The following is a 22,928-nucleotide window of genomic DNA, read 5'->3' as shown; positions in this document are numbered from 1 at the left end:
GAAATACGGGAACGGCGATGTCGAGAGTTGGTCGGCCGCATCGAAATCAGCGACCGGGTTCGCGTCCCGGCCGCCGAGGCGTCGGAGTCACCGAGCGGTCGAACCGGCTGTTCGACAGCGCCCGCCCGCCGGGATACCGGCGGCGCTACAGCAACGCGCAGGTAGCGCGAGCCTGACCGCACACGCGAACGCTCGGACGGGCCGGCCACTGCCGCCGGCCCGTCCGAGCGCTCGCGTTCAGGCCGCCACTCGCCCTTTGCGGACGCCCTCGGCCAGCACACGCACGACAACGGCCTCGGGCCGTTCCCGCGATCGGATGAACGCGACCGGCTGCCCCTCCACGAGGGTGCGATAGCCGACCATCTCGATACTCGAATAGTCCACGTACACCAATGCGCGTGGGTCCGACGCGGGTTCGATGAAACCGAACCCTTTCGGCGCGTCGAACCACGCCACCGTCCCGCGCGACCAGCTCGCAGTTCCCGACCGTGCAGGCGTCATGGGCATCACCTCCGGGTCCTAGCCGCCCCCTACGAGCAGCCGGTGCCCGCGGATTTCCCGATTCGCCGTGATCGAAACAGTGCCCGGGGTCGATGTTGCCGGACGCGCGCGCCGATGTGGCGCGCACGGCGGGTCAGTCGAGGACGGCGGTCGCCTCGACCTCGACCATCAGGTCGGGCTCGCCCAGCGCGGCGACACCGAGCAGCGTGATCGGCTTGACCGGGTCGATACCCAGTTTCGCCGCCGCCCGCGCCACGCCCTCGCCGAGCAGCGGGTATTTCTCCTCATTCCAGTCGACCACGTAGATGGTCAGCTTCGCGACGTCGTCGAACGAGCCGCCGATCTCGGTGAGCGCGATGGCCACATTGAGGTAGGCCTGCTCGACCTGCGCCGCGAAATCCCCCTCTCCCACTTTGTTGCCCTCGGCGTCTCGGGCCACCTGCCCGGCCAGGAACACCAGCCTGCTGCCCTGGGCGATCGAAAGCTGGCGGTACACCTCGGGTTTGGGCAACCCCTCGGGATTGACCAGCGTCACGGCCATGGCTACTCCTCCACGTCGTTCGGTTCCGCGGCTGCGGCCGACCAAACCATAACAATGCTATGTATTGTTGCGCCATGGCGCGCACCAAGAATCCGCACGTGCGGTCGATGCTGCTCGAGCGCGCCGCGCAGATGCTCCGCAGGCGGGAGCCGGTCACCTTGCGCGGGTTGGTGGCGGGCACGAGCGTGTCGACCATGGCCGTCTACACCTATTTCGACGGCATGGACGGCCTGTGGCGCGCGCTGCGGCAGGAGGGCTTCACCCGACTCTCGGCCACCCTCGCCGAGGTGGCCGAGACATCGGATCCGGTACGGGATCTCGCGGCGCTCGGCGCCGCCTATGTCGTGAACGCCCTGGAGAATCCCGACCTCTATCGCGTCATGTTCGACGCCGGCTTCGAACTGGAGGATTCGGCCGCCGCCGACGAGACGCTGCATCGCCTGGTGGTCGCCGTGGACCGCGCGAAAGACGTGGGCCGCCTCCGATCCGGCGTCGACTCGCTGGAGCTGGCCACCCAGAGCTGGACCATAGGCCACGGCCTCGCTTCGCTCGTCGCCACCGGCCCGCTCCCGCGCGCGACCCTGGCGAACGGCGTTCCCCTGCTGACCGCCCTGTTCGTCGCGGCCGGCGACGAGCGGACGCGCTGCCGCCGATCGGTGCGCGCGGGCTGGCGGCTCTGAGTCAGGACGCCGAGCGCTTCACCTCGTCGAAGAACGCGCGCATGCCGTCTCCGATGGCGGCCAGTTCTATATACGGCACGCCCTCGGAGGCGCCGTCGATGTAGGCGAAACGCATGTCCCCGCCCATGTCGCCGCTCTGCAACACCGGGAGGCCGTCGCGGGCAGCCGCGTCCACGGCGGCGTCGAAGTCGTCCGGCTCGAAGCACACGTGGTGCAGGCCGGGACCGCAGCGGGCGAGGAAGTCGGCGTAGATGCTCTCCCCGCGTACCGGTTCGATCAATTCGAGCTGCATGTCGTCGAGATACGACAGCGCGATGTGCGCGGTGAAATCGGCGGGACGGTCCCGGTAGGTGCACGTGCGCGGGCCGAATTCGACGCCGGGGATGCGTGTCCATTTCCGCACGCCGAAATGCGTGACGAAGAAGCGTTCCGCCTTCTCGATATCGGCGGTCACCCACGCGATCTGGGTGATCGGTCCCTCACTGAAACCCATACCGGGTCCTGTGTTCGATCGTCGGGTCGGCTCGTGAATACCTGTCGTTCATGAACCGACGTTAAGCGACTTCGCTTAATCCATCAATTCGAACGACTTAGATCGCCGGGATCCGGTCCGCCGGATTCGCTGCCGCGACGCTGGGTAACCGGCGAAGTACCGCTGCGGCACCATCGGCCAGCGCGAGAGGAGGACACGATGGAACGCGGAAACAGCAAGCACGGACCCAAGCGCGATGACGAACTCGTCCGCGAGCTACACGGCGCATTGCACGCCAGCCCGTCGAACCACGCCGACGAATGGCGCGATCCCGAACCGTCCGACGAGGACGTCCTGACCCCTCGCCCCAAACTCCCGCGCCCGGCCCCACCGGACAACCCGCAACCCTGACACATCCGCCGACCCGTCCACGCTTCGGCACGGCCGCACCAGAATCGGACTACATTGGTGGGTCTCACCCCGGTGCGATCGCGCGACGACCCGCTGCGGGCGATGATTCGACGCAGTCGCCCCCAGCGGGCACGGCCGAGGCGGAGCAGCGATGGACACGTTCGTTTTCGACAGCGAGGATCTCGCCGCGACCGAAGCCATGCTGAACGCGGCCTACACGAAGATGCGGATCGGCAGCAGTCAGGAGCGGACGCGCGCGCAGCTGGCCCGTGACGTGCTCGGCACGATCAGCGTCGACCAGCTGGAGCTGGGATTCGACATGGCCTACCGTGCCGATCCGCTCGGGCGCGTGTGCCTGTGCGACATGGAAAGCGGCGCCATCGAGGAAACCTTCGCCGACGGCGCGACCGACACCTTCGTGCCCGGCGACTTCGCGCTGATCGCGCCGCCGGACGAACCGTATTCCGGCGTGGTGCGCCGGGCGCGCTACCGGCTCACCATGTTCGACCCGAAACTGCTCGCCCAGGTGGCCGCGGCGATCCCCGGCCGCGGCGCCGAGCCGGTGCGCTTGCTGCACCATCGTCCGGTCTCGGACACCGCGGTCGCCCAATTGCGCCAGGTGATCCGGTGGCTGCACCAGCACGTCCTCACCGTGCCCGAGGCGCGGGAATCGCCGCTCATCGCTGCCTCGGCCGATCAGTGCCTAGCCGCGAGCGTGCTGCAAGCCTTCCCGAACAACGCGTCGCCGGATCCGACCATCGTCGATCGCAGGGATGCCCACCCGGACACCCTGCGCCGCGCCATCGCCTACATCGATGCGCACGCCACCGAGCCGATCACCGTGGCCGACATCGCGGCGGGCGCGCACGTGACGATCCGTGCCGTCCAGCTCGCCTTCCGCAGGCACCTGGACTCGACGCCCATGGCGTATCTGCGAATGGTGCGGTTGGCGGGCGCGCACGAGCAATTGCTCGCGGCCGCGCCCGGCAGCGGGCACACCGTCACGAGCGTCGCCGCCGACTGGGGTTTCGCGCATCCCGGCCGGTTCGCGAGCACCTACCGCCAGACCTACGGCGTCTCGCCGCAGACGACGTTGCACAACTGAGGGGTCACGCGCCGCCGTCCAGCATTGCCGCGATCTCGCGGCAGGCGCGCTCCACCGCGTCGTCCAGGTCTCCGTCGAGGACGTTCACCCGGTCGGCGTAGAGCGCGAGCACCGCGACCCGGCCGTTCGCTCCCGGCACCCTGCGGCAGTGCAGCGACCGCAGACCGAGCAGCCGCAACTGCGCACGGCACTCGCTCCAGCGGGTCTCGGCCTCCAGATCGGCGACGATCACGGCGGATTCCTCGTTCAGCGCCAGCCGATTCGGCGCGGACTCGCTGATGAGCTGCGCTTCTTCGGCCAGCTTCGCCCGCGGTGACGACCACGCCCTGACCCCGATCTCGCCACCCGAGCGGACGGTGAGCCCGGCGAGTACACCCGCGGGAAAGGCCTTGGCCAGTTCCCGGACAACCGCATGCAGATCCCGCACCGCCGCCGTGGGCTGCTCGACGGGCTGCGCGGCGGTGGGCTCGGACGCCCACAAGCTCGTCTCGAGCATGGCAACTCCTTCGCACGCCCGAGCGTTGGGCCGCGCGGGATCGACTGTCGGCGACCACCGCGCCGACGACGCGGCTCGACCACCGAAGTCAAGCCTGTCAATGCGTGATCGGAGCCCACAACACAGAGAACGAAGTCGCGGCGGGACGCTGTCCAGAAAACGAAGCGCATGCGCCCGGAGGGATTCAGCGCGGGCGACTCACGATCCGAGTGCTTCGTCCAAACTGACGTAGTAGCAGAACAGCGCGCGCACTCCGACCAGGTCGAGCACCCGGTCGATCTCGGCGTGACCCGACACCAGGCGCAGGTCGATGCCCTGTTCGGCGAGCTGTCGCTTGTACTCCCCCAACGCGAGGGCGGCGCGTATCCCGACGAAACGAGTGGCACGGAAGTCGACTACGACCGCGCTACAGCCACGCTCGGGAATGGCGTCGAGCGCGGCGCACAGTTCGGGAAGCCCGGCGAGATCCAGTTCGCCGTCCACCACCATCACCACGCAATTGCCGCGCATGGCCACCGAGCGTCCCCCAGGCCGCCGCTTGTCGCGCATGTGGTGGTGCGTTCGCCCGACGCCGGACCGCACAACGATTTTCGTCGACATCGCAGAACCTCCCAACGGGATGGTGTCCCACCTGTCGACCGAACGGCGCCGTCGAACGGCGTCACCTGGTCGGTGCGATTCGCCCGAGAACCGCGTGGAACTGTGCTCGTCTGAAGATCTCAGCCTGCGGCCGGTCCTGTCCTTCGATCCTCGGCGTCGCGCGATCGTAGCCACGATCCGCGGCCCCGGCCGCCCTCCTTTGTTGTGCTCCAAGCATAGGCCGGTAGCCGATCGACTTTCACCTGTTGCGGCGAAGGACCTGTCTACCTGCGCTTGCTCGCCGGGGCCGTTGCTGGAAACCCCCTGGGATCCCCCTGCGGTTCGGCTGCCAACCCGTCATGAACCCCCTTCTTCGTCATGGACCCCCTTCTTCGACGCTGCGTCACATCATCATCGGCATGCCGGGGAACATGTCGGTCCACAATCCGCGCAGCATCTCGATCAGCTGCCCGAACATGTCCATCATCACGGCGAACACCTCCTCTCCGGCGTCATCCTCCACCCGCTCCTCGCCTACCCGGATCGGTAACGGACATGCCTTCGGATGACATCCGGCTACCAGGGGGTTTCAGCCGTAGCGACGCACGAGTTCGCGCTTGAGAACCTTGTGACTCGGGCCGAGGGGCAACTGGTCGACGAACTCCACGCGGCGCGGATATTTGTGCTTGGCCAGGCGCTCGCGGCCGAAGGCGACGACCTCCTCCGCGGTCAGCGGTCCGCCTGCGACGACGACCGCGCAGATCTCCTCGCCGTAGGTCTCGTCGGGCAGGCCGATCACCGCGACCGCCTCGACCGCGGGGTGGTACAGCAGCGCCTCTTCCACCTCGCTGGGGTACACGTTGAAGCCGCCGCGAATGATCATGTCCTTGATCCGGTCGGCGATGGTCACGTACCCGTCGGCGTCCTTCACGCCGAGATCGCCGGTCCGGAACCAGCCCTGCACCACGGCGCGGGCGGTGGCGCCCGGGTTGCCGATGTATCCGTTGAACACGTTGTGCCCGCGGATCACGATCTCGCCGAGTTCTCCGCTGGGCAGCAGGACGATCTCGTCCGGCACTCCGGGGTCGGCGATCTCCACCTCCACGCCCCACACCGCGTGCCCGACGGTGCCCGCGCGCGGACCGAAGTCCGGCTGGTTCACCGCGGCGGTCGGCGAGGTCTCCGAGAGCCCGTATCCCTCCAGAATCCGGGTGCCGAACAGGTCGTGAAAGGTCTCCAGCACCGGCTGCGGCAGCGACGCACCGCCCGAGATGCACAAACGCAGGTGCGGCGCACCGAGTTTCGTGGCGGCGGTGATCAACCGGACGTACATCGTCGGCACGCCGTGAAAGGTGTTGACGCCCTCGGCGTGCATCAGCCGGATCGCCGCGTCGGGGTCGAAGCGGGGCTGCAACACCAGCGTCGCGCCCGCGCGCCAGGTGGAGTTCATGGAGACGGTCTGGCCGAAGATATGGAACAGCGGGAGCGCGCCGAGCGCCACATCGTCGCTCCGCACATCGTTCGCGTCGAAGGCGTTCACCGTCGCGTTCATGACCATGTTCAGATGGCTGAGCTCGGCGCCCTTCGGCTTGCCTGTGGTGCCGCTGGTGTAGAACACCACGGCCGGGTCGCCAGGTGCGCGCGAGACGAACGAGCCGATCGGTTCCGCCACAAGGGTATTCGGATCGTGACAGCCGATGCCCGCCGCGGCCGCCGCAACCTGCCCGACACCGGCGAACTGCTCGTGGCACACCAGCAGCGTCGCCCCGCTGTCGCGCAGCACGTGCGCGGTCTCGTCGGCCGTCAGGAGCAGATGCACCGGGATCACCACCGCGCCCGCGGCGAGGATGGCGTAGTAGGCGCGGGGGAACTCGGCGGTGTTGGGGCACATGAGCGCGACGCGATCGCCGGGGCGTACCCCGAGTTCGACAAGAGCGCCGGCCTGTTCGCGGGCCTGCGCCCACAATTCGGCGAATGTGATGCGCTGCGGGCCCTCGATCAACGCGATCCGGTCCGGGCGGCGGCGCGCCTGCTCGGCCAGAATGCTCGCCAACGACAGCGTGGCGTTCATGCCACCTCCAAAACTAACGATGCAAGTTTCTGCCACCGTAGAGCAGTGAAACTAGCGGTGCAAGTTTCTCTTTGGCGCGTTACTTCGGGGCGGCGTGCAGCTCGATCGCGACGAGCAACTCGACCAGATCGTGCACGCTGCGGACGTTGCGGCCGGTGAGTTCCTGGATCCGCCGCAGGCGGTACTTGGCGGTGTTGTGATGGATGCGCAGCGCGTCGGCGGCTTCGCGCAGGTTCATGTCGGCGGCGGCGAAGGCACGGATGGTGTCGGCCAGCATCCCGCCCCGCATCCGGTCCTCGGCCAGCGCGGCGGCGATCCGCGGATCCACCAGCTGACGGACGGTGTCGTCGGCGCGCAGCATGAGGTATCGGAACGGCGACAGATGCGGCAGGGCCAGCACGCCGCCGCCCTCGGGCAGCAGGTCCAGCGCGGAGCGGGCCTGCTGGTAGGCCCGCGGTAGCTGGGCGACCTCGGTGAACGCGGTGCTGATGCCGATGGCCAGGGTGATGCCCTCGGCGTGCAGTTTGTCGCGGGTCCGCCGCAACCGCGCGCACAGCTCGTCGGCGGCGCCGTCGCGACCGAGCGCGGGAATCGCGACGATCTCCGGCCCGCGCACCACAGACAGGGTGCGCAGCCCGTTGACCCCGGTGCGCGCCAGCGCGGCCGAGGCGATGTGCCTGGCCGCCGCTTCGGAATCACCCGGCTGCCCGCGATCCGCCGTCCGCAACACGACCGCCGTCACCGCCACCATGGCCGTGTTCCGCTCCGTGCCGAGGCCGTGCGCGTGCGCGGTGGCCAGCTGCGGACCCCGGTCGGGCAGGACGCCGTCCAGCAGGCACTCGACCAGCTCCCGGCTGTCGCGACCGGCCTCGGCGGAAAGGTACTGCTGGAATTCGAGGTAGGCGTTGGCCGCCTGGGTGCTGATCAAATCGCAGTAGCGGGTGAGCGGAACGACCATCGAGAGCGCGGCGTCGCGCCCGGCCTCCGAATCGCCCGCGTGCGCGACCAGCGATTTCCAGATCGCCTGCTGTCCGAGCCGGAACGCGGAGATGTAGTCGACCAGCGTCAGCCCCGACTGCGCCCGGCGCGCCGCGGCCCGCCTGGCGTAGGCGATGTCGGCGGCTGTGACGCGGCGCTTGTCCAGCAGCGCGCCGAGCCCGGTCCGGCACAGGCGGGTCAGCTGGTCGTGCACGTCGGCGTGGAAGGCGGTGTCGCGCGCCGCGTAGCCGGGGACCTGCGCCAGGATCGCGGACATGCCCGCGTCGGCGATGTCGTGCGCGTGCTCGAAGACGCTGCCGACGATCCGCGTGCGCTCGGCGTGGACCGGTGCGGAAACCCCGATCGAATGTGATCCAGCTGACATAACCCGGCATACTCCACGGCCCTCGTCGGGGGTGTCAACCGGCCCGAACGAGACATCCACCCCTGTCCACGCCGGACAAACCGGACGGCCGAGATTGGGCCTCCGCGTCCGATGTGCGCCCTGACCAGCGTCTTTACGCTGACCACGATCCACAGGCCAGTCTGCGAAGACTGCGCCGACCCGCTCGGAATTTTTCACCCACGTCTCGGACGCGGGTCGGAGGACGCATGCTCGAGATATCCCACCTGACCGTTCGCTTCGGCGGCATCACCGCCCTGCACGACGTCGGCTTCGCCGTGGCGCCGGGCGAGATGGTCGGCCTGATCGGTCCGAACGGCGCGGGCAAGACCACCTTGTTCAACTGCCTGACCAGGCGCTACCAGCCCACCGAAGGCGCCATGCGCTACCGGGGCGACGACCTGCTGACGGTCCGTCCCGACGCGCTGGCCGGGCTCGGCATCGCCCGCACCTTCCAGAACCTCGGCCTGTTCCCCCGCATGTCGGTCCGGGACAACGTCCTGGTCGGCGCCCACCACCGGGCCCGCGCCGGTTTCGTCTCCGCGAGCCTGCGCCTGCCGGGGGTGCGCCGGGAGGAGCGGCGGCTGCGCGCCGAGGTCGACGCCCTGCTGGAGCGCTTGGACCTCGCCGACGTCGCGGACCATCCGGCCGAAGGACTGCCGTTCGGCACGCTCAAGCGGATCGAACTGGCGCGCGCACTGGCCGTCGGACCGCGACTGCTGCTGCTGGACGAGCCGGTCAATGGACTCAGCCACGGCGAGGTCGACGTGTTCGCCGAACGCCTGCGCGCCCTGCGCGCCGAGTTCGACCTGACGGTGATCGTCGTCGAACACCACATGGGATTCGTGATGGGCACCTGCGACCGCGTGATCTGCCTGGAGTTCGGCAAGGTCATCGCCGAGGGCGAACCCGAAGCGGTGCAACGCGATCCGGCGGTCATCCGGGCCTACCTGGGGACGGCGGCATGAGCGACGAAGCGTTCCTCACCGTCACCGACCTGCGCGCGGGCTATGGCGCCGCCAAGGTGCTGCACGGGTTGAGCTTCTCGGTGGCCCGCGGCGAGGTCTGCGCGATCCTCGGTCCCAACGGCGCGGGCAAGACCACCTTGTTGCGCGCGCTGTGCGGGATGATCCGGGTCCGCGGGGCGGTCCGGCTCGACGATGCCGAGATCACCGGCCGCACCCCCGAGGCGATCGCGCGCCTCGGCGTCGCGCACGTGCCCGAGGGCCGCGGCACCTTCCTGCCGCTGACCGTTGAGGACAACCTGCGCCTCGGCGCCTATCAGCACCGCGACCGCGTCCGCACCGAGGCCGACCTGCGCCGGGTCTTCGACTTCTTCCCCATCCTGCGCGACAAGCTGCGCGAGACCGCGGGCGGACTGTCCGGCGGTCAGCAGCAAATGCTGGCGATCGGCAGGGCGCTCATGTCGCGGCCCCGGCTGCTGTTGCTGGACGAGCCATCGCTCGGCCTCTCGCCGCTGGTCACCCAGGAGCTTTTTCAGATCGTGCACACCATCAACGAAGAGGAGCGCACCACCGTGATCGTCGTCGAGCAGAACGCGCATCTCGCGCTCGGCACCGCGCACCGGGCGCACGTCCTGGAAACGGGCCGAATCGTCTTGTCCGGCACCGCGGCCCAGATCAAGGCCGACAAGCAGGTCGCCGAATCCTATCTCGGATATCGGGTGTGACCGTGGCCGGATTTCTGCAACAACTCATCGAAGGCCTCACGACCGGGGCGATCTACGCCGGACTCGCTCTCGCGCTCGTGCTCATCTATCGGTTCACCGGCATCGTCAATTTCGCACAGGGCGAGCTCGCCATGTTCTCGGCCTTCCTGGCCTGGCAGTTCGTCCAGAGCGGATTGCCGTTCTGGCTGGCGCTGCCCGCCACACTGGTGGTGTCGTTCCTCGGCGGCATGCTGATCGAACGCGTGATCATCCGGCCCGTCGAGGGCGCGCCGGAATTGACGCTGGTGATCGTCACCGTCGGCCTGTTCTTCTTCGTCAACGCCGCGGCGGGCTGGATCTGGTCCTATCAGGTCAAGTCCTTCCCGAACCCGTTCCCGGAGGGCGCTTTCCGCGCAGGCGGGGTCACCGCCGGGTACGGCAGCATCGGCGTGCTCGCGGTGGTCGCCGCGGTGATGGGGCTGCTGTACTTGCTGTTCCGCTACACCAAGATCGGCCTGGCGATGCGGGCGGTCGCCTGCAACCCGCAGTCGGCGCGCTTGGTCGGCATCAAAGTGGGCACGGTGCTCGCGCTGGGCTGGGGCCTGGCCGCACTGGTCGGCGCGGTGTCCGGCGTGCTGTCGGCGCCGCTGCTGTTCCTCGAGCCGAACATGATGGGCGGCGTGCTGATCTACGCCTTCGCGGCGGCGACGCTCGGCGGCTTCGACAGCCCGGGCGGCGCGGTGGCGGGCGGACTGATCGTCGGCGTCGCCGAAACCCTCACCGGCGCTTATCTCGACGTCATCGGCACCGAACTCAAGATCGGCGTGCCGCTGGTGATCATCCTCGGCGTCCTGCTGCTCCGGCCGCAGGGTCTCTTCGGTCACGCGGTGGTGGAACGGGTATGAGTGACATGGGAACTCAACACACTGCACTCGCGGCGGAGGAAGCGACTCCGACGCCCGAAGCCCCCTCGCGCACCGCGTCGCGGCGTCTTCCGTTGCCGCACTGGTCGTGGCTCGGGATCGGAGCACTGCTCCTGCTCGCCTGTCTCGCACCGTTCCAGCTGGTGCCGTTCCGCACCTTCCAGCTGGCGCTCGCGATGATCTACGCGGTCGCACTGCTCGGCTTGAACCTGCTGGTCGGGCACACCGGCCAGATCTCGCTGGGGCACGGCGCGTTCTTCGCCGTCGGCGCGTACACCAGCGCCGTGCTGCTCGACCGTTGGGACACACCGTATTTCGCGACGCTGCCGGTCGCGGCGGCGGTGGCCTTCGCGCTCGGCTTCGCCCTCGGCATCCCGGCGCTGCGGCTGCGCGGACTGTATCTGGCACTGGTCACCCTCGCGATCGCGATCTTCCTGGTGCCGCTGCTCAAGCGTTTCGAGTCGCTCACCGGCGGTTCCATGGGACTCACGCTGACCAAACCCGCGCCGCCCGCGTGGACCGAACTGGCCGAGGATCAGTGGCTGTACTTCCTGGCGCTGCTCGTCACCGTCGTCAGCTTCCTCCTGGTGGCCGGGTTGCTGCGGTCGCGGGTCGGCCGTGCGCTGCACGCGATCCGCGACAACGAGATCGCCGCCGAGGTGATGGGCGTGCGCTTGGCCTTCTACAAGACGCTCGCCTTCGCGTGTGGCGCCATGCTCGCCGGAGCGGCGGGCTGCGTCTACACCTGGGTGATCGGGTTCGTCTCGCCGGACTCCTTCGCCGTCGGGTTGTCCATCACGCTGCTGGCCGGACTGGTCGTCGGCGGGCTCGGCGGCCTGTGGGGACCGCTCCTCGGCGGGCTGTTCGTGATGTACGTCCCGAGCTTCGCCCAGGACCTGAACCAGGCCGCACCGGGAGTGATCTTCGGACTGCTGATCATCGCGGTCATGTACCTCGCGCCGAACGGATTGGCCGGACTCCTCGGCCGCACGGCGCGCTGGCTCGAACGTCTCGTTCGGAAAGGGAAGAACAATGCGTACTAAGGCAATCCGCGCCGCCGGCGTCGCGGTCGCCGTCCTACTCGCGGTCTCCGGCTGCGGCGGCCGCGGCGATACGGGCAGCACCGTCGGGCAGGGCGAGTGCAGCGGTCAGCAGACCACCGGCATCACCGACAGCAGCATCAAGCTGGGCGGGGTCTACCCACTGTCGGGACCCGCCTCGGCATACGGCGAACTGCCCAAGGGCGTCCGCGCCTACTTCGACTACCTGAATGCCGAACACGGCGGCATCGGCGGCCGCACCGTCGAGTACCTGGTTCGCGACGACGGCTACCAGCCGCCGAAGACCGTCGAGGAAACCCGGCGGCTGGTGGAGCAGGACCAGGTGTTCGCCGTCTTCCAGACGCTGGGCACCCCCACCTCCTCCGCGGTGTGGGACTACCTGAACCAGCGCACGGTGCCGCAGGTGTTCGTCGCGGGCGGTGCGACGAAGTGGGGTGCGGACGAGAAGCATCCGTGGACCATCGGCTGGCAGCCCAGCTACCGCGCCGAAGGCCGCGCCTTCGCGCAGTACGTCAGGCAGCAGCGCGCCGACGCGACGGTGGCGGTGCTCTACCAGAACGACGACTTCGGCAAAGATCTGCTGAACAGCTTCACCGAGGCCGTCGCGGGCAGCGGCGTCCGGGTGGTGGCCGAGCAGAGCTACGAAGTCACCGACCCGACCGTGGAACCGCAGGTGCGCAATTTGGCCAGCTCGAAAGCCGATGTGCTGCTGAACTTCTCCACACCGAAGTTCGCTTCGCAGGCGCTGGCCGCCGAGCGTCGCAACGCCGAGTGGAACCCGCTGCACATCCTGACCCAGGTCGCGAACACCGTCAGCACGCTGAAGCCGGTCGGCCTGGAGAACGCCCAGGGCGTGGTGTCGGCGGCGTTCACCAAGGACCCGTCCGACCCGCAGTGGGCCGGCGACCCCGCGATGCGCGGCTACCAGGAGAAGCTGGCCAAGTACGCGCCCGGCGCCGACCCGACCAACCAGTACACCCTGGTCGGCTGGTCGGCCGCCGAGAGCTTCCACAAGACGATGGAAGCCGCGAAATGCCCCACCCGCGAGGGACTTCGGGACGCCATGCGCTCGCTGAACGATGTCGGCATCGACCTGCTGCTGCCCGGCATCACGCTGAAGACCGGCGAAGGCGACGCCTTCCCGATGGAGTCCCTGCGCATCCAGAGGTTCGAGGGTGACCACTGGGTGCTGACCGGCGACGTCATCAACACCGGCAGGTAACACTCCCCCACTACGTGCCGCGGCGCACTCCGGCGTCGTCGGCAAGCACGAAGAAAACCGATCGATGAGGATCAACAATGAAACTGCGAAACAGCGTCGTGACCGCAGCTATGGCGGCCGTTGCCGTCGGTGTCTGCGGCGCGGGCGTCACCAACGCCCAGCCCGCCGAGGAACAGGCTGCGGTGCGCTACGAGGTCACCCGCCAGGGTGATTCCGCCGTGGTGACCATCGGCGACGGCAAGTTGCGCGTCGTCGCGGACCAGCTGGTGGTCACCGACACGCACGACACCCCGGTCGCGGCCGTGCCGCTCACCTACCGCATGGACGCCATGGCGTACCCGATCGCGGCGCGGGTCGAGGGTGACCGCGCGATCCTGACGCCGTCCCGCGAGGGCGGAACGCCGGTGGCCGCCGTGTCGCCGAACGAGGTCATCAGCACGGATCAAGCGGCCAAGCAGGTCGCCGAATCCTTCACCCCGCGTGACCAATCCGCGCTCGGCGTGTTCGCTCAGCGGATGACCATCAGCGCCGCGGTGAGCGCCGTCGTCGGCGCGGTGCTCGGCGGCGGCGTCGGCTGCCTGCTGGGCGGCGCGGCGGGCGCGACGGTCGCCAGCCCGGTGATCGCGCTGCTGCTCCCCTGGGTCGGCGCCACCATCGCCGGGTGCGTGCTCGGCGCAGCGACGCTGGGCGCGGTGGGCGCCATGGTCGGTCTGATCACGGTGGGCGGTCCGATCGCGCTGTTCTCGGCGTTCCAGTACTTCTCCACCATCATCGCCCCCTGCCCGGCGGAACTGCCCTACTGCAAGGACCCCTCGGTTCCGGCTCCCCCGAAGTAACACCGCAAGAAAAGATCCCGCAGGCCTGTCCGGCGCACAACCGGGCAGGCCTGCGCGGCGGTGCCAGGCGCCGCCCGACGAGGAAGGAAATCATCGTGCGCAGAACAGTTTTCGAGGCCGACCACGAGGCGTTCCGGGAGACCGTCCGGTCCTTCATCGAATCCGAGGTCGTCCCGGAGTACGACAAGTGGTACGCCGACGGCATCGTGCCGCGCGACTTCTACCGCAAGCTCGGCGAACTCGGCGTGTTCGGCATCGAGGTCCCCACCGAATACGGCGGCGCCGGGATCGAGTCGTTCTCCTTCCAGGCGGTCCTGACCGAGGAGATCGCGCGCGCCGCGGTGTCCTTCGGCGGCTCCAGCGTGCATGTGTCGCTGTGCCTTCCGTACCTGAAAGCACTGGCCACCGAGGAGCAGAAGCAGCGCTGGCTGCCCGGATTCGTCAGCGGCGACATCATGTTCGCCATCGCCATGACCGAACCGGGCACCGGCTCGGATCTCGCGGGCATCCGCACCACCGCGACCCTGTCCGAGGACGGCACGCACTACGTGCTCAACGGCTCCAAGACCTTCATCACCGGCGGCGTGCACGCGGACCGGGTCATCGTGTGCGCGCGCACCGCTCCGACCAAGGCGGAGGACCGCCGCTACGGCCTGTCTCTGCTCGTGGTGGACACCGCCTCGCCCGGCTACTCCGTCGGCCGCAAGCTGGACAAGCTGGGCCTGAAGGTCTCCGACACCGCCGAGCTGACCTTCACCGATGTCCGGGTGCCTGTCGAGGATCTGCTCGGCGAGGAGCACCGCGGCTTCTCCTACCTGGGCCAGAACCTGCCGCAGGAACGGCTCAGCATCGCCGTCGGCGCCTACGCCCAGGCCAAGGCCGCCGTGCGCTTCGCGCACCAATACACCAGGGACCGTTTGGTATTCGCCAAGCCGGTGGCCAGTTTCCAGAACACCAAGTTCGAGCTGGCCGCCTGCCGCGCCGAGGTGGACGCAGCCGAAGCAGTCGTCGATCGGGCATTGGCCGCGCACGACCGCGGCGAGCTGACCCCCGCCGACGCCGCCTCGGCCAAGCTGTTCTGCACCGAGACCGCCTCCCGCGTGATCGACCGCTGCCTCCAGTTGCACGGCGGCTACGGCTACATCACCGAGTATCCGATCGCCCGGCTCTACGCCGACAACCGCGTCAACCGGATCTACGGCGGGACCAGCGAGGTGATGCGCATGATCATCGCCAAAGACATGGGTCTGTAACGGTTTTCAGCGCGCGCCCGCCGTCGGCTCGGGCGGGGTCGGCAGCACCTCTTCGGCCACCTCGAGCACGGCGGCCAGCGCGCGCGAGGTGTTGTCGGCCCGCCAGGCCAATGCGGAGGCGAGCGCGGGCACATCGCCGCGCAATTCCTTGTAGACCATGCCGGACCGGTGGATGTGCTGCACCGAGGAGACGGTCAACGTCACGCCGACGCCGGCGGCGACCAGGTCGAGGATGGTGTACGAGTCCGGCGCCTCCTGCACGATGCGCGGTGTGAACCCGGCGTCGAGCGCCGTGCGCACCAGGTGGTCGCGCACGCTCGATCCCTGCGTGCCGGGGAAGGTGACGAAGGCGTCGTCGGCGAGGTCGGCGACATCGATGTCGGGGGCGTCGGCGAGCGGATGCTCCGCGGGCAGCGCCGCGACCAGCCGCTCGTACTGGATCACCCGCACAGCGACGCCCTCGCGCCGCACCGGCAGCCGGACGAAGCCGAGATCCAGCTCGCGCGCCGCGACGAGGTTCAGCGCGGCGCCCGCGTAGGTCTGGCCGCGCAGGCGCACCTCGATGCCGGGGTGCGCCGCGCGCACCGCCCTGGTCAGCGTCGGCAGCGACTCGTGGCTGCTGGCGCCCGCGAAGCCGATCGAGACCCGGCCGACCTCGCCGCGGCCGGAGGCGACCGCCGCCCGCCTGGCCAGCTCGAGGTCGTCGAGCACCTTGCGCGCGTGCGGCAACAGCACCTCGCCCGCGGCGGTGAGCCGCACCGAGCGGGTGTTCCGCTCGAACAGCGCGACCCCGAGTTCCTTCTCCAACGCGCGGATCTGCTGGCTCAGCGGCGGCTGGGCCATGTGCAGGCGCTCGGCCGCGCGGCCGAAGTGCAACTCCTCGGCGACCGCGACGAACCCGGCGAGATGACGGAACTCCACGACGTCCCCATTCGGTAAGAAACGGTATCACTGCATTGCGAATTGAGTATTGGACTATATCGGTCGAACAGGGCACGGTGAGGACAGTTCCGAGCGAAGGAGCCCGATGCCCCGGTCCAAACAGCTGACGATGCGCGAGGCCGTCGCCGCGTTCGTCGACGACGGCGCGACCGTGGCCTTGGAAGGATTCACCCATCTGATCCCGGTCGCCGCTGGTCACGAGCTGATTCGCCAGCGCAGGCGAGATCTGACGCTGGTCCGCATGACGCCCGATATCGTCTTCGACCAGCTGATCGCGGCGGGCGCGGCACGAAAGATGATCTTCTCGTTCACCGGCAACAGCTCGGTCGGCTCGCTGCACGCCATCCGCCGGGCCGTGGAGCACCGTGAACCGCGCGGCATCGAGATCGAGGAGTACAGCCACTTCGGCCTGCTCACCCGCTATCTCGCCGGAGCCGCGAATCTTCCCTTCTACCCGCTGCATTCGTACGCGGGCAGCGATCTGCCCGCGCACAATCCACGCATCGCCAAGGTGGTGTCGCCGTTCCCCGCACCGGACGGCGGGGTCGAGGAGATCTATGTGGTGCCGCCGATCCGGCCCGATGTCGCGATCCTGCACGCGCAGCGCGCCGACCGCGCGGGCAACGTCCAGGCGTGGGGCATCCTCGGCCCGCTGCAGGAGGTGGCGTTCGCATCGACCCGCACCATCGTGGTGGTCGAGGAGATCGTCGACGACGAGGTGATCCGCGCCGACCCGAACCGCACCGTGATCCCCGGCTTCGCGGTCGACGCGGTCGTGGAGTGCCCGCGCGGCGCGCATCCCTCCTTCGTGCAGGGCTACTACGACCGCGACAACGACTTCTACCGGTCCTGGCCCGCGATCAGCAAGGATCCGGCCGCGCTGGACCGCTGGCTGCACGAATGGATCCACGACCTGCCCGATCACGCCGCCTACCTGGACAAGCTCGGCCCCGGCTACTTCGACCGCCTGGTTCCCGAGCCCGCGATGTCCCACCCCGTCGACTACGGATGCACACTGTGACGACCGCGCGCCCCACCGATCGGGCCCACACCACGAGCGAGCTGCTCACCGTCCTCAGCGCCCGCCACCTGCACGGCAAACGGCGAGTCTTCGCCGGTATCGGCCTGCCGACCCTCGCCGTCGCGCTCGCGCAGGCGACCACCTCGCCCGACCTCGAGCAGGTGTACGAATCCGGCGTCTGCGGCGCGCATCCCCCGCGCCTGCCGCAGACCATCGGCGACGCCCCGTTGGCCACCGGGGCCGAGGCGATCCTCGGGATGCACGCGCTCTTCGGATACGTTCTGCAGGGCGGCTATATCGACGTCGGCTTTCTCGGCGCGGCCCAGATCGATCGCTTCGGCAGCCTCAACAGCACCGTGATCGGCGACTACGCGGCCCCGGCCGCCCGGTTGCCCGGCGCGGGCGGCGCCGCCGAGGTGATGGCGAACGCGGACGAGGTCTTCGTGGTGCTGCGGCGCCACGACCGGCGATCGTTCGTCGACCGGCTCGATTTCACCACCAGCCCGGCGCCCGCGGTGGCGCGCCGGGCCGAACCGCGGGTACGCACCCGCGGCCGCGGCGTGGCGACCGTGATCACCCCGCTCGGCGTGCTCACCGCGGACGCCGACGGCGAATTGCGGCTCGGCGCAGTCCATCCCGGCGTCTCCGTCGACCGGGTGCTGGATGCCACCGGCTGGCCGCTCCGCGTCGGCGACACCGTCACCGTCACCGCACCACCTACCGCGGCGGAACTCGATCTGCTGCGCACCACCATCGATCCGACCAGGGTGTATCTCCGATGAACGAATCCACCGTCCTGCGCACCGATCTGTCCGGCGAGCACGCAGGCATCCGCATTCTGCGCATCTCCCGGCCGCAGGCCCGCAACGCATTGAACTCTGCCACGAAAATCCTTCTTGCCGAGGAGCTTTCGTACGCCGACGCGGATCCGGCCGTGCGCGTCATCGTCCTCACCGGCGACGCCGGTGTGTTCGTCGCCGGAACGGACCTGAAGGAGATGAGCACGTACCGGCCCACCGATCTGCTCGCGGGCGAGACCGGCAAGGTGTTCTCGGTGCTCGACGAGCTCGGCACGCCGGTGCTCGCCGCCGTCGAAGGCTATGCGTTCGGCGGCGGATGCGAACTCGCGATGGCGTGCGATCTCGTGGTCGCCGGCGCGTCGGCGCGGTTCGGGCAGCCGGAGATCCGGGTCGGGCTCATCCCGGGCGCGGGCGGGCTGAGCCGCCTGGTGCAGCGAGCCGGACGCGCCCGCGCGCTGCGCATGGTGCTGACCGGCGAGCCGATCGACGCCGTCACCGCGCAGCAGATCGGGATCGTCGCCGACATCGTGCCCGACGGCGCCGCGCTCGACGCCGCCGTCGACATCGCGGCGACCATCCTGCGTCAGCCCCCGTTGAACATCCGCGCCATTCGCGGTGTGGCGCGGCACGCGGAGAACGCCCCGCTGAACACCGCGATCGCTTTGGAACGCACGACTTTTCAGGTGTTGTTCGACACCGCCGACCACGCCGAGGGCATCGCCGCCTTCCTCGGCAAACGCTCCCCGACCTACGAAGGACACTGATGGAACCGATCGAACGCATCCGCATCGTCGGCGCGGGCGCGATGGGCCGCGGCATCGCGCAGGTCGCCGCGACCGCCGGATACCGAGTCGAGCTGACCGACACCGACGACGCCGCGGTGCGCGCCGCGCTCGAGTTCGTCGCGGCGATGATTCACCGGTCCGTCGACAAAGGCATACGCGACGCCGACGAGGGCGCGGCCATCCTGGCACGGCTCACGGCGGGCGCGGCCCCGACCGCACCCGCCGCCGACATCGATCTGGTGATCGAGGCCGTGGTCGAGAGACTTCCGGTGAAGCAGGCGATCTTCGCCGAACTGGAGACCGCGACGCCGAACGCCGTGCTCGCTTCCAACACCAGTTCGCTGTCCATCACCGCGATCGCGTCGGCGCTGCACGACCCCTCGCGGCTGATCGGGCTGCACTTCTTCAACCCGGTGCCGCTCATGTCGCTGGTGGAGGTCGTTTCCGGCCTGCGCACCGCGCCCGAATTGGTCGACACCGCAACGTCTTTCGTGACACGCCTGGGCCACACCCCGATCCTGGCGCGAGACACCCCCGGGTTCCTCGTCAACCACCTCGGGCGCGCCCTGCCCAGCGAGGCGCTGGCCATCCTGTCCGAACAGATCGCCGCGCCGGCCGATATCGACCGCATCGTCCGCGACACGCTCGGCTTGCGGATGGGCCCGTTCGAGCTGATGGATCTCACCGGATTGGACGTCAGCCATACCGTGATGGAGACCGTCTCCGCGGGGTTCTACGGTGATCCGCGGCTGCGGCCCTCCCCGATCGCGGCCGCCCGCGTCGCCGCCGGTCTGCTCGGCCGCAAAACGGGCGAAGGGTTCTACCGCTACCAGGACGGCGCGCCTGCGCTGCCCGCCGAGCCCTTGATCGTGCCGGATGCCGAGGCCACCCCGGTCCACGTCCACAATCACCCCGATTTCGCGGCGGCGCTGCGCCGATCCGGCGCGACGGTGCTCGAATCTCCCGATGCCGAGGCGGTTTCCCTCGTCCTGCCGATCGGCGAACCGACTTATCGGGTCGCCGCCCGCTACGGTCTCGACCCCGCCCGCACCCTCGGCATCGATCCGCTCGGGATCGATCGCCGCCGCCTCACCGTGATCGTGCCCGGCGCTGTCGACCCGGTCGTCGCCGCGCCCGTATTGCGCGTCCTGGCCGCCGCCGGTTACCTCCCGACGCCGACTGCGGACGTCACCGCCCCTGTGGCGCAACGGATTCTGGCCGCCATCGTGAACCTCTCCTGCGCCCTCGCCGAACACGGCATCGGCACCCCCGAGGACATCGACCGCGGCGCGCGCCTCGGCCTCGGCTACCCGATCGGACCGCTGGAACTCGGCGAATCCACCGGAAGCGAGCGCGTCACCGCGATACTCGACGGCCTCTACGCCTACACCCGCGATCCACGCTATCGGGTGAGCAGCTGGCTGCGCGCCCGCGCCGAGCAGCGAATTCCCCTGCACACCAGGGGCACCCGCCCCGAAGACCTGCTCCCGAACCGAGGAACCGATGTTCGTTCTCGATGACATGCACCGCGAAATCCGGGCGATGGCCGCCGATTTCGTCGACAGCGAGATCACCCCGCGCGCCCGCGACTGGGACCTCGCCGAAAGCGTCGACCTGTCCATCGTCGAACAGCTGGGCGAGCTCGGATTCCTCGGGCTCGGCATCGCCGAGGAATACGGCGGCACCGAGGTCGACATGCTCTCCTACGTCCTGGTCTGCGAGGAACTGGGACGGGGCGATTCAGCCGTGCGCGGCATCGTCTCGGTGTCGCTCGGCCTGGTCACCAAGTCCATCGCCGCGCACGGCACCGAGGAGCAGAAACGCGCCTGGCTTCCGCGGCTCACCGCGGGACGCGCGCTCGGCTGTTTCGCGCTCACCGAACCCGACAGCGGCTCCGACGCGGCCTCGCTGCGCACCAGGGCGGTGCGCGACGGCGACGACTGGGTGCTCTCCGGCGAGAAGATGTTCATCACCAACGGCACCTGGGCCGAGGTCGCCCTGGTCTTCGCGCGCACCTCGGCCGACGGCGGCAAAGGCCTCACCGCCTTCCTCGTCCCCACGGACACACCGGGTTTCACGGCGACGACCATCCACGGCAAACTCGGACTGCGCGGGCAAGCGACAGCGGCGCTGACGCTCCAGGACGTCCGGGTGCCCGACTCGGCGCGGCTCGGCGCGGTGGGCAAGGGTCTCGGCATCGCCTTGGGCGCCTTGGCCAAAGGCCGCATCTCCGTGGCGGCGGGCAGCGTCGGTGTCGCGCAGGCGGCCCTCGACGCCGCGGTGCGCTACTCGACCGAGCGCATCCAGTTCGGACAACCCATCGCCGCCAAACAGCTTGTGCAGGAACTGCTCGCCGACTCCGCGGTGGACATCGAATCGGCGCGCCTGCTGACCTGGAAGGCCGCCGCGCTGGTCGACGCCGGGGCGTCGCGGGAGGAGGTGCAGCTCGCCTCGTCCATGGCCAAGCTCGCCGCGGGCGAGACCGCCGTGCGGGTGAGCAACAACTGCCTGCAGGTGTTCGGCGGCTACGGCTTCATCGATGAGTACCCAGTGGGCAAGTACCTGCGCGACGCGCGCGTGCTCACCCTCTACGAAGGCACCAGCCAGCTCCAGAAGCTCATCATCGGCCGCGCTCTCACCGGCGTCGACGCGATGTGACCGCCACTCCCGAAGGACAACCCATGCCCGACGCAGTCATCTGCGAACCGCTCCGCACTCCCGTCGGCCGCTTCGGCGGCGTGTTGAAAGACATTCCGCCGCAACAGCTCGCCAGCACGCTCGTCGCGGAACTGGTGCAGCGCACCGGCATCGACGGCAGCCGGGTCGACGACGTGATTCTCGGGCAGGCCTCGCCCAACGGCGAGGCGCCCGCCATCGGCCGGATCGCCGCGCTCGACGCGGGCCTCGGCATCGATGTGCCCGGCCTGCAAGTCGACCGGCGCTGCGGCTCCGGACTCCAGGCGGTCATCCAGGCGTGCCTGCAAGTCGGTTCCGGCGGAAGCGATCTCGTGTTGGCGGGCGGCGTGGAGTCGATGAGCCAGACCGAGTTCTACGCGACCGGAATGCGGTGGGGCGTCAAAGGCGACGGCGTCGCGCTCGCGGACCGGCTCGCACGGGCGCGCGTCACCGCGGGCGGACGTGACTTCCCTGTGCCGGGAGGCATGATCGAGACCGCGGAAAACCTGCGCGCCGAATTCGCGATCAGCCGGGCGGATCAGGACGAGCTGGCCGCGCTCTCGCATCACCGCGCCGTCGCCGCCCAGGGCGAAGGACGATTCGCCGACGAGATCGTCGGAATTCCTGTTCCACAGCGCCGCTCGGCACCTTTGCTGGTCGACACCGACGAGCACCCACGCGCCGACACCACGGTCGCGGCGCTGTCCGCACTGCGTCCGATCCGAGCCTCCGTCGACCCCGACGCCACCGTCACCGCGGGCAATGCCAGCGGCCAGAACGACGGCGCGGCACTGTGCCTCGTCACCACCCCGGAGCACGCCCGCAAGCTCGGTCTGCGCCCCCTCGCCCGCTTGGCCTCCTGGGCGGTGGCGGGCGTCGCGCCGCGCACCATGGGAATCGGTCCGGTTCCCGCGACCGAGCGGGCTCTCGCCCAGGCCGGGCTCACCCTCGCGGATATGGATGTCATCGAACTGAACGAAGCCTTCGCAGCCCAGGTGCTCGCCGTACTGCGCCGGTGGGACGTCGAGCCCGACGATCCCCGCCTGAACCCCAACGGTTCCGGCATCTCCCTCGGCCATCCCGTCGGCGCGACCGGAGCCCGCATCCTCGCGACCCTGCTGCGCGAAATGGACCGGCGCGAGGCGCGATACGGCCTCGAGACGATGTGCATCGGCGGCGGACAAGGCCTGGCCGCCGTCTTCGAGCGACTCTCCTGAACGAGTAAGTCCTCCAACCAGTCAGCTGCCGCTGCCGCCATTGGATCCGCCGCCGAGACCACCGCGCTCCGCGGTGGTCGGGGGTTTGGTCCCAATCGGCTGCTGCGGAAGCGTCGTCCGCGGCGGCGACAGGGTAGGCATCCGTGGCCGGCTGAGCCTACTCGCCAACGTGTCCGGATACCTTGCACTGCAAGGCATCCGGACATGTCGGAGCCTTCATTTGCCCTAAACGAAAGACACTGCAGCTCTATCGGCTGCTCGGCCTTGTTCGCATCGACGGCCAGCC

At 69.3% G+C, this 22,928-nt stretch carries 24 protein-coding genes; 16 read left to right on the top strand and 8 right to left on the bottom strand.

Translation table 11 applies throughout. From position 1 onward, the window contains the following. Positions 1 to 237: 237 nt before the first annotated feature. Both AC3ERS_RS20525 and AC3ERS_RS20520 read right to left on the bottom strand, forming a co-directional pair. On the bottom strand, positions 238 to 501 hold the full coding sequence (locus AC3ERS_RS20525) for a cold shock domain-containing protein (RefSeq protein ID WP_431969658.1): 264 nt from the start codon (positions 499 to 501) through the stop codon (positions 238 to 240). A 133-nt stretch (positions 502 to 634) separates the two neighbouring features. Beyond that, a complete protein-coding gene (locus tag AC3ERS_RS20520) occupies positions 635 to 1,042 on the bottom strand; it encodes a RidA family protein (protein ID WP_431969657.1) in 408 nt (135 codons plus the stop codon). A 74-nt stretch (positions 1,043 to 1,116) separates the two neighbouring features. Between AC3ERS_RS20520 and AC3ERS_RS20515 the strand changes: the two genes are divergently transcribed. Continuing rightward, positions 1,117 to 1,722, top strand: a complete 606-nt coding sequence (locus AC3ERS_RS20515; protein ID WP_431969656.1) for a TetR/AcrR family transcriptional regulator — start codon at positions 1,117 to 1,119, stop codon at positions 1,720 to 1,722. Between the two features lies 1 nt (position 1,723). Here the strand turns inward: AC3ERS_RS20515 and AC3ERS_RS20510 are convergent, their stop codons facing one another. Continuing rightward, positions 1,724 to 2,215 (bottom strand): VOC family protein, encoded by a 492-nt coding sequence (locus AC3ERS_RS20510; protein WP_431969655.1) that lies wholly within the window; start codon positions 2,213 to 2,215, stop codon positions 1,724 to 1,726. Positions 2,216 to 2,413: 198 nt separating this feature from the next. On the opposite strand from AC3ERS_RS20510, the gene AC3ERS_RS20505 reads away from it, so the two are divergent. Both AC3ERS_RS20505 and AC3ERS_RS20500 read left to right on the top strand, forming a co-directional pair. Next, entirely contained in the window at positions 2,414 to 2,605 is a 192-nt protein-coding gene (locus AC3ERS_RS20505) for a hypothetical protein (protein WP_431969654.1), read from the top strand. A gap of 151 nt (positions 2,606 to 2,756) precedes the next feature. Further along, a complete protein-coding gene (locus AC3ERS_RS20500; protein WP_431969653.1) occupies positions 2,757 to 3,710 on the top strand; it encodes a helix-turn-helix transcriptional regulator in 954 nt (317 codons plus the stop codon). A gap of 4 nt (positions 3,711 to 3,714) precedes the next feature. On the opposite strand, the gene AC3ERS_RS20495 is transcribed toward AC3ERS_RS20500, so the two are convergent. The 4 genes from AC3ERS_RS20495 to AC3ERS_RS20480 all read right to left on the bottom strand — a co-directional run bounded on the left by AC3ERS_RS20495 (position 3,715) and on the right by AC3ERS_RS20480 (position 8,219). Then, the gene (locus AC3ERS_RS20495) at positions 3,715 to 4,206 is read right to left on the bottom strand and encodes a hypothetical protein (RefSeq protein ID WP_431969652.1); all 492 of its coding nucleotides are present in this window, start codon (positions 4,204 to 4,206) and stop codon (positions 3,715 to 3,717) included. 198 nt (positions 4,207 to 4,404) lie between these two features. Next, positions 4,405 to 4,806 carry an STAS domain-containing protein gene (locus tag AC3ERS_RS20490; protein WP_431969651.1) on the bottom strand — a complete coding sequence of 134 codons (402 nt, stop codon included), beginning with the start codon at positions 4,804 to 4,806 and terminating at the stop codon, positions 4,405 to 4,407. Positions 4,807 to 5,374: 568 nt separating this feature from the next. Next, complete coding sequence (locus AC3ERS_RS20485; protein WP_435590742.1) at positions 5,375 to 6,856, bottom strand: long-chain-fatty-acid--CoA ligase; 1,482 nt, start codon at positions 6,854 to 6,856, stop codon at positions 5,375 to 5,377. Between the two features lie 79 nt (positions 6,857 to 6,935). Beyond that, on the bottom strand, positions 6,936 to 8,219 hold the full coding sequence (locus tag AC3ERS_RS20480) for a PucR family transcriptional regulator (protein WP_431969649.1): 1,284 nt from the start codon (positions 8,217 to 8,219) through the stop codon (positions 6,936 to 6,938). Between the two features lie 227 nt (positions 8,220 to 8,446). Between AC3ERS_RS20480 and AC3ERS_RS20475 the strand changes: the two genes are divergently transcribed. The 7 genes from AC3ERS_RS20475 (at position 8,447) to AC3ERS_RS20445 (ending at position 15,201) form a co-directional block, all read left to right on the top strand. Next, positions 8,447 to 9,205 carry an ABC transporter ATP-binding protein gene (locus tag AC3ERS_RS20475; protein WP_431969648.1) on the top strand — a complete coding sequence of 253 codons (759 nt, stop codon included), beginning with the start codon at positions 8,447 to 8,449 and terminating at the stop codon, positions 9,203 to 9,205. Next, complete coding sequence (locus tag AC3ERS_RS20470) at positions 9,202 to 9,927, top strand: ABC transporter ATP-binding protein (protein WP_431969647.1); 726 nt, start codon at positions 9,202 to 9,204, stop codon at positions 9,925 to 9,927. Before AC3ERS_RS20475 ends, AC3ERS_RS20470 begins: the two co-directional genes overlap by 4 nt. Continuing rightward, positions 9,924 to 10,811 (top strand): branched-chain amino acid ABC transporter permease, encoded by an 888-nt coding sequence (locus AC3ERS_RS20465; protein ID WP_431969646.1) that lies wholly within the window; start codon positions 9,924 to 9,926, stop codon positions 10,809 to 10,811. The genes AC3ERS_RS20470 and AC3ERS_RS20465 overlap by 4 nt, the downstream gene beginning before the upstream one ends. 5 nt (positions 10,812 to 10,816) lie before the next feature. Further along, complete coding sequence (locus AC3ERS_RS20460) at positions 10,817 to 11,872, top strand: branched-chain amino acid ABC transporter permease (RefSeq protein ID WP_431969645.1); 1,056 nt, start codon at positions 10,817 to 10,819, stop codon at positions 11,870 to 11,872. Continuing rightward, complete coding sequence (locus tag AC3ERS_RS20455) at positions 11,862 to 13,112, top strand: ABC transporter substrate-binding protein (RefSeq protein ID WP_431969644.1); 1,251 nt, start codon at positions 11,862 to 11,864, stop codon at positions 13,110 to 13,112. Before AC3ERS_RS20460 ends, AC3ERS_RS20455 begins: the two co-directional genes overlap by 11 nt. A 77-nt stretch (positions 13,113 to 13,189) precedes the next feature. After that, positions 13,190 to 13,948 (top strand): DUF8020 domain-containing protein, encoded by a 759-nt coding sequence (locus AC3ERS_RS20450; RefSeq protein WP_431969643.1) that lies wholly within the window; start codon positions 13,190 to 13,192, stop codon positions 13,946 to 13,948. A gap of 95 nt (positions 13,949 to 14,043) precedes the next feature. Continuing rightward, positions 14,044 to 15,201 (top strand): acyl-CoA dehydrogenase family protein, encoded by a 1,158-nt coding sequence (locus AC3ERS_RS20445; RefSeq protein WP_431969642.1) that lies wholly within the window; start codon positions 14,044 to 14,046, stop codon positions 15,199 to 15,201. Between the two features lie 6 nt (positions 15,202 to 15,207). On the opposite strand, the gene AC3ERS_RS20440 is transcribed toward AC3ERS_RS20445, so the two are convergent. After that, the gene (locus tag AC3ERS_RS20440) at positions 15,208 to 16,122 is read right to left on the bottom strand and encodes a LysR substrate-binding domain-containing protein (protein ID WP_431969641.1); all 915 of its coding nucleotides are present in this window, start codon (positions 16,120 to 16,122) and stop codon (positions 15,208 to 15,210) included. Positions 16,123 to 16,228: 106 nt separating this feature from the next. On the opposite strand from AC3ERS_RS20440, the gene AC3ERS_RS20435 reads away from it, so the two are divergent. Genes AC3ERS_RS20435 through AC3ERS_RS20410 form a run of 6 tightly spaced genes read left to right on the top strand, consistent with a single transcriptional unit; the run spans position 16,229 to position 22,642 of the window. Beyond that, positions 16,229 to 17,164, top strand: coding sequence for a CoA transferase subunit A (locus AC3ERS_RS20435; RefSeq protein ID WP_431969640.1), 936 nt, complete (start codon positions 16,229 to 16,231; stop codon positions 17,162 to 17,164). Beyond that, complete coding sequence (locus AC3ERS_RS20430) at positions 17,152 to 17,946, top strand: CoA-transferase subunit beta (RefSeq protein WP_431969639.1); 795 nt, start codon at positions 17,152 to 17,154, stop codon at positions 17,944 to 17,946. Before AC3ERS_RS20435 ends, AC3ERS_RS20430 begins: the two co-directional genes overlap by 13 nt. After that, on the top strand, positions 17,943 to 18,728 hold the full coding sequence (locus AC3ERS_RS20425; RefSeq protein ID WP_431969638.1) for an enoyl-CoA hydratase-related protein: 786 nt from the start codon (positions 17,943 to 17,945) through the stop codon (positions 18,726 to 18,728). The genes AC3ERS_RS20430 and AC3ERS_RS20425 overlap by 4 nt, the downstream gene beginning before the upstream one ends. Beyond that, positions 18,728 to 20,269 (top strand): 3-hydroxyacyl-CoA dehydrogenase, encoded by a 1,542-nt coding sequence (locus AC3ERS_RS20420; protein ID WP_431969637.1) that lies wholly within the window; start codon positions 18,728 to 18,730, stop codon positions 20,267 to 20,269. Before AC3ERS_RS20425 ends, AC3ERS_RS20420 begins: the two co-directional genes overlap by 1 nt. Then, the gene (locus AC3ERS_RS20415; protein WP_431969636.1) at positions 20,253 to 21,407 is read left to right on the top strand and encodes an acyl-CoA dehydrogenase family protein; all 1,155 of its coding nucleotides are present in this window, start codon (positions 20,253 to 20,255) and stop codon (positions 21,405 to 21,407) included. The genes AC3ERS_RS20420 and AC3ERS_RS20415 overlap by 17 nt, the downstream gene beginning before the upstream one ends. 23 nt (positions 21,408 to 21,430) lie before the next feature. Continuing rightward, positions 21,431 to 22,642: an acetyl-CoA C-acetyltransferase gene (locus tag AC3ERS_RS20410; protein ID WP_431969635.1), complete on the top strand. Its 1,212-nt coding sequence runs from the start codon at positions 21,431 to 21,433 to the stop codon at positions 22,640 to 22,642. Positions 22,643 to 22,928 lie beyond the last annotated feature (286 nt).

This window comes from Nocardia sp. bgisy134, from assembly GCF_057708325.1.
The sequence above is the reverse complement of the archived record's forward strand: the minus strand, read 5'-3'. Positions and strand labels throughout refer to the sequence as shown.

What these genes read in the sequence shown, in the direction of transcription:
- AC3ERS_RS20455 (WP_431969644.1), top strand. Translation starts at nt 11,862, where the DNA reads ATGCGTACTAAGGCAATCCGCGCCGCCGGCGTCGCGGTCGCCGTCCTA.
- AC3ERS_RS20505 (WP_431969654.1), top strand. Translation starts at nt 2,414, where the DNA reads ATGGAACGCGGAAACAGCAAGCACGGACCCAAGCGCGATGACGAACTC.
- AC3ERS_RS20520 (WP_431969657.1), bottom strand. Translation starts at nt 1,042, where the DNA reads ATGGCCGTGACGCTGGTCAATCCCGAGGGGTTGCCCAAACCCGAGGTG.
- AC3ERS_RS20460 (WP_431969645.1), top strand. Translation starts at nt 10,817, where the DNA reads ATGGGAACTCAACACACTGCACTCGCGGCGGAGGAAGCGACTCCGACG.
- AC3ERS_RS20525 (WP_431969658.1), bottom strand. Translation starts at nt 501, where the DNA reads ATGACGCCTGCACGGTCGGGAACTGCGAGCTGGTCGCGCGGGACGGTG.
- AC3ERS_RS20485 (WP_435590742.1), bottom strand. Translation starts at nt 6,856, where the DNA reads ATGAACGCCACGCTGTCGTTGGCGAGCATTCTGGCCGAGCAGGCGCGC.
- AC3ERS_RS20495 (WP_431969652.1), bottom strand. Translation starts at nt 4,206, where the DNA reads ATGCTCGAGACGAGCTTGTGGGCGTCCGAGCCCACCGCCGCGCAGCCC.
- AC3ERS_RS20420 (WP_431969637.1), top strand. Translation starts at nt 18,728, where the DNA reads ATGGAACCGATCGAACGCATCCGCATCGTCGGCGCGGGCGCGATGGGC.
- AC3ERS_RS20480 (WP_431969649.1), bottom strand. Translation starts at nt 8,219, where the DNA reads ATGTCAGCTGGATCACATTCGATCGGGGTTTCCGCACCGGTCCACGCC.
- AC3ERS_RS20450 (WP_431969643.1), top strand. Translation starts at nt 13,190, where the DNA reads ATGAAACTGCGAAACAGCGTCGTGACCGCAGCTATGGCGGCCGTTGCC.
- AC3ERS_RS20415 (WP_431969636.1), top strand. Translation starts at nt 20,253, where the DNA reads ATGTTCGTTCTCGATGACATGCACCGCGAAATCCGGGCGATGGCCGCC.
- AC3ERS_RS20490 (WP_431969651.1), bottom strand. Translation starts at nt 4,806, where the DNA reads ATGTCGACGAAAATCGTTGTGCGGTCCGGCGTCGGGCGAACGCACCAC.
- AC3ERS_RS20510 (WP_431969655.1), bottom strand. Translation starts at nt 2,215, where the DNA reads ATGGGTTTCAGTGAGGGACCGATCACCCAGATCGCGTGGGTGACCGCC.
- AC3ERS_RS20470 (WP_431969647.1), top strand. Translation starts at nt 9,202, where the DNA reads ATGAGCGACGAAGCGTTCCTCACCGTCACCGACCTGCGCGCGGGCTAT.
- AC3ERS_RS20430 (WP_431969639.1), top strand. Translation starts at nt 17,152, where the DNA reads ATGCACACTGTGACGACCGCGCGCCCCACCGATCGGGCCCACACCACG.
- AC3ERS_RS20515 (WP_431969656.1), top strand. Translation starts at nt 1,117, where the DNA reads ATGGCGCGCACCAAGAATCCGCACGTGCGGTCGATGCTGCTCGAGCGC.
- AC3ERS_RS20475 (WP_431969648.1), top strand. Translation starts at nt 8,447, where the DNA reads ATGCTCGAGATATCCCACCTGACCGTTCGCTTCGGCGGCATCACCGCC.
- AC3ERS_RS20435 (WP_431969640.1), top strand. Translation starts at nt 16,229, where the DNA reads ATGCCCCGGTCCAAACAGCTGACGATGCGCGAGGCCGTCGCCGCGTTC.
- AC3ERS_RS20500 (WP_431969653.1), top strand. Translation starts at nt 2,757, where the DNA reads ATGGACACGTTCGTTTTCGACAGCGAGGATCTCGCCGCGACCGAAGCC.
- AC3ERS_RS20410 (WP_431969635.1), top strand. Translation starts at nt 21,431, where the DNA reads ATGCCCGACGCAGTCATCTGCGAACCGCTCCGCACTCCCGTCGGCCGC.
- AC3ERS_RS20425 (WP_431969638.1), top strand. Translation starts at nt 17,943, where the DNA reads ATGAACGAATCCACCGTCCTGCGCACCGATCTGTCCGGCGAGCACGCA.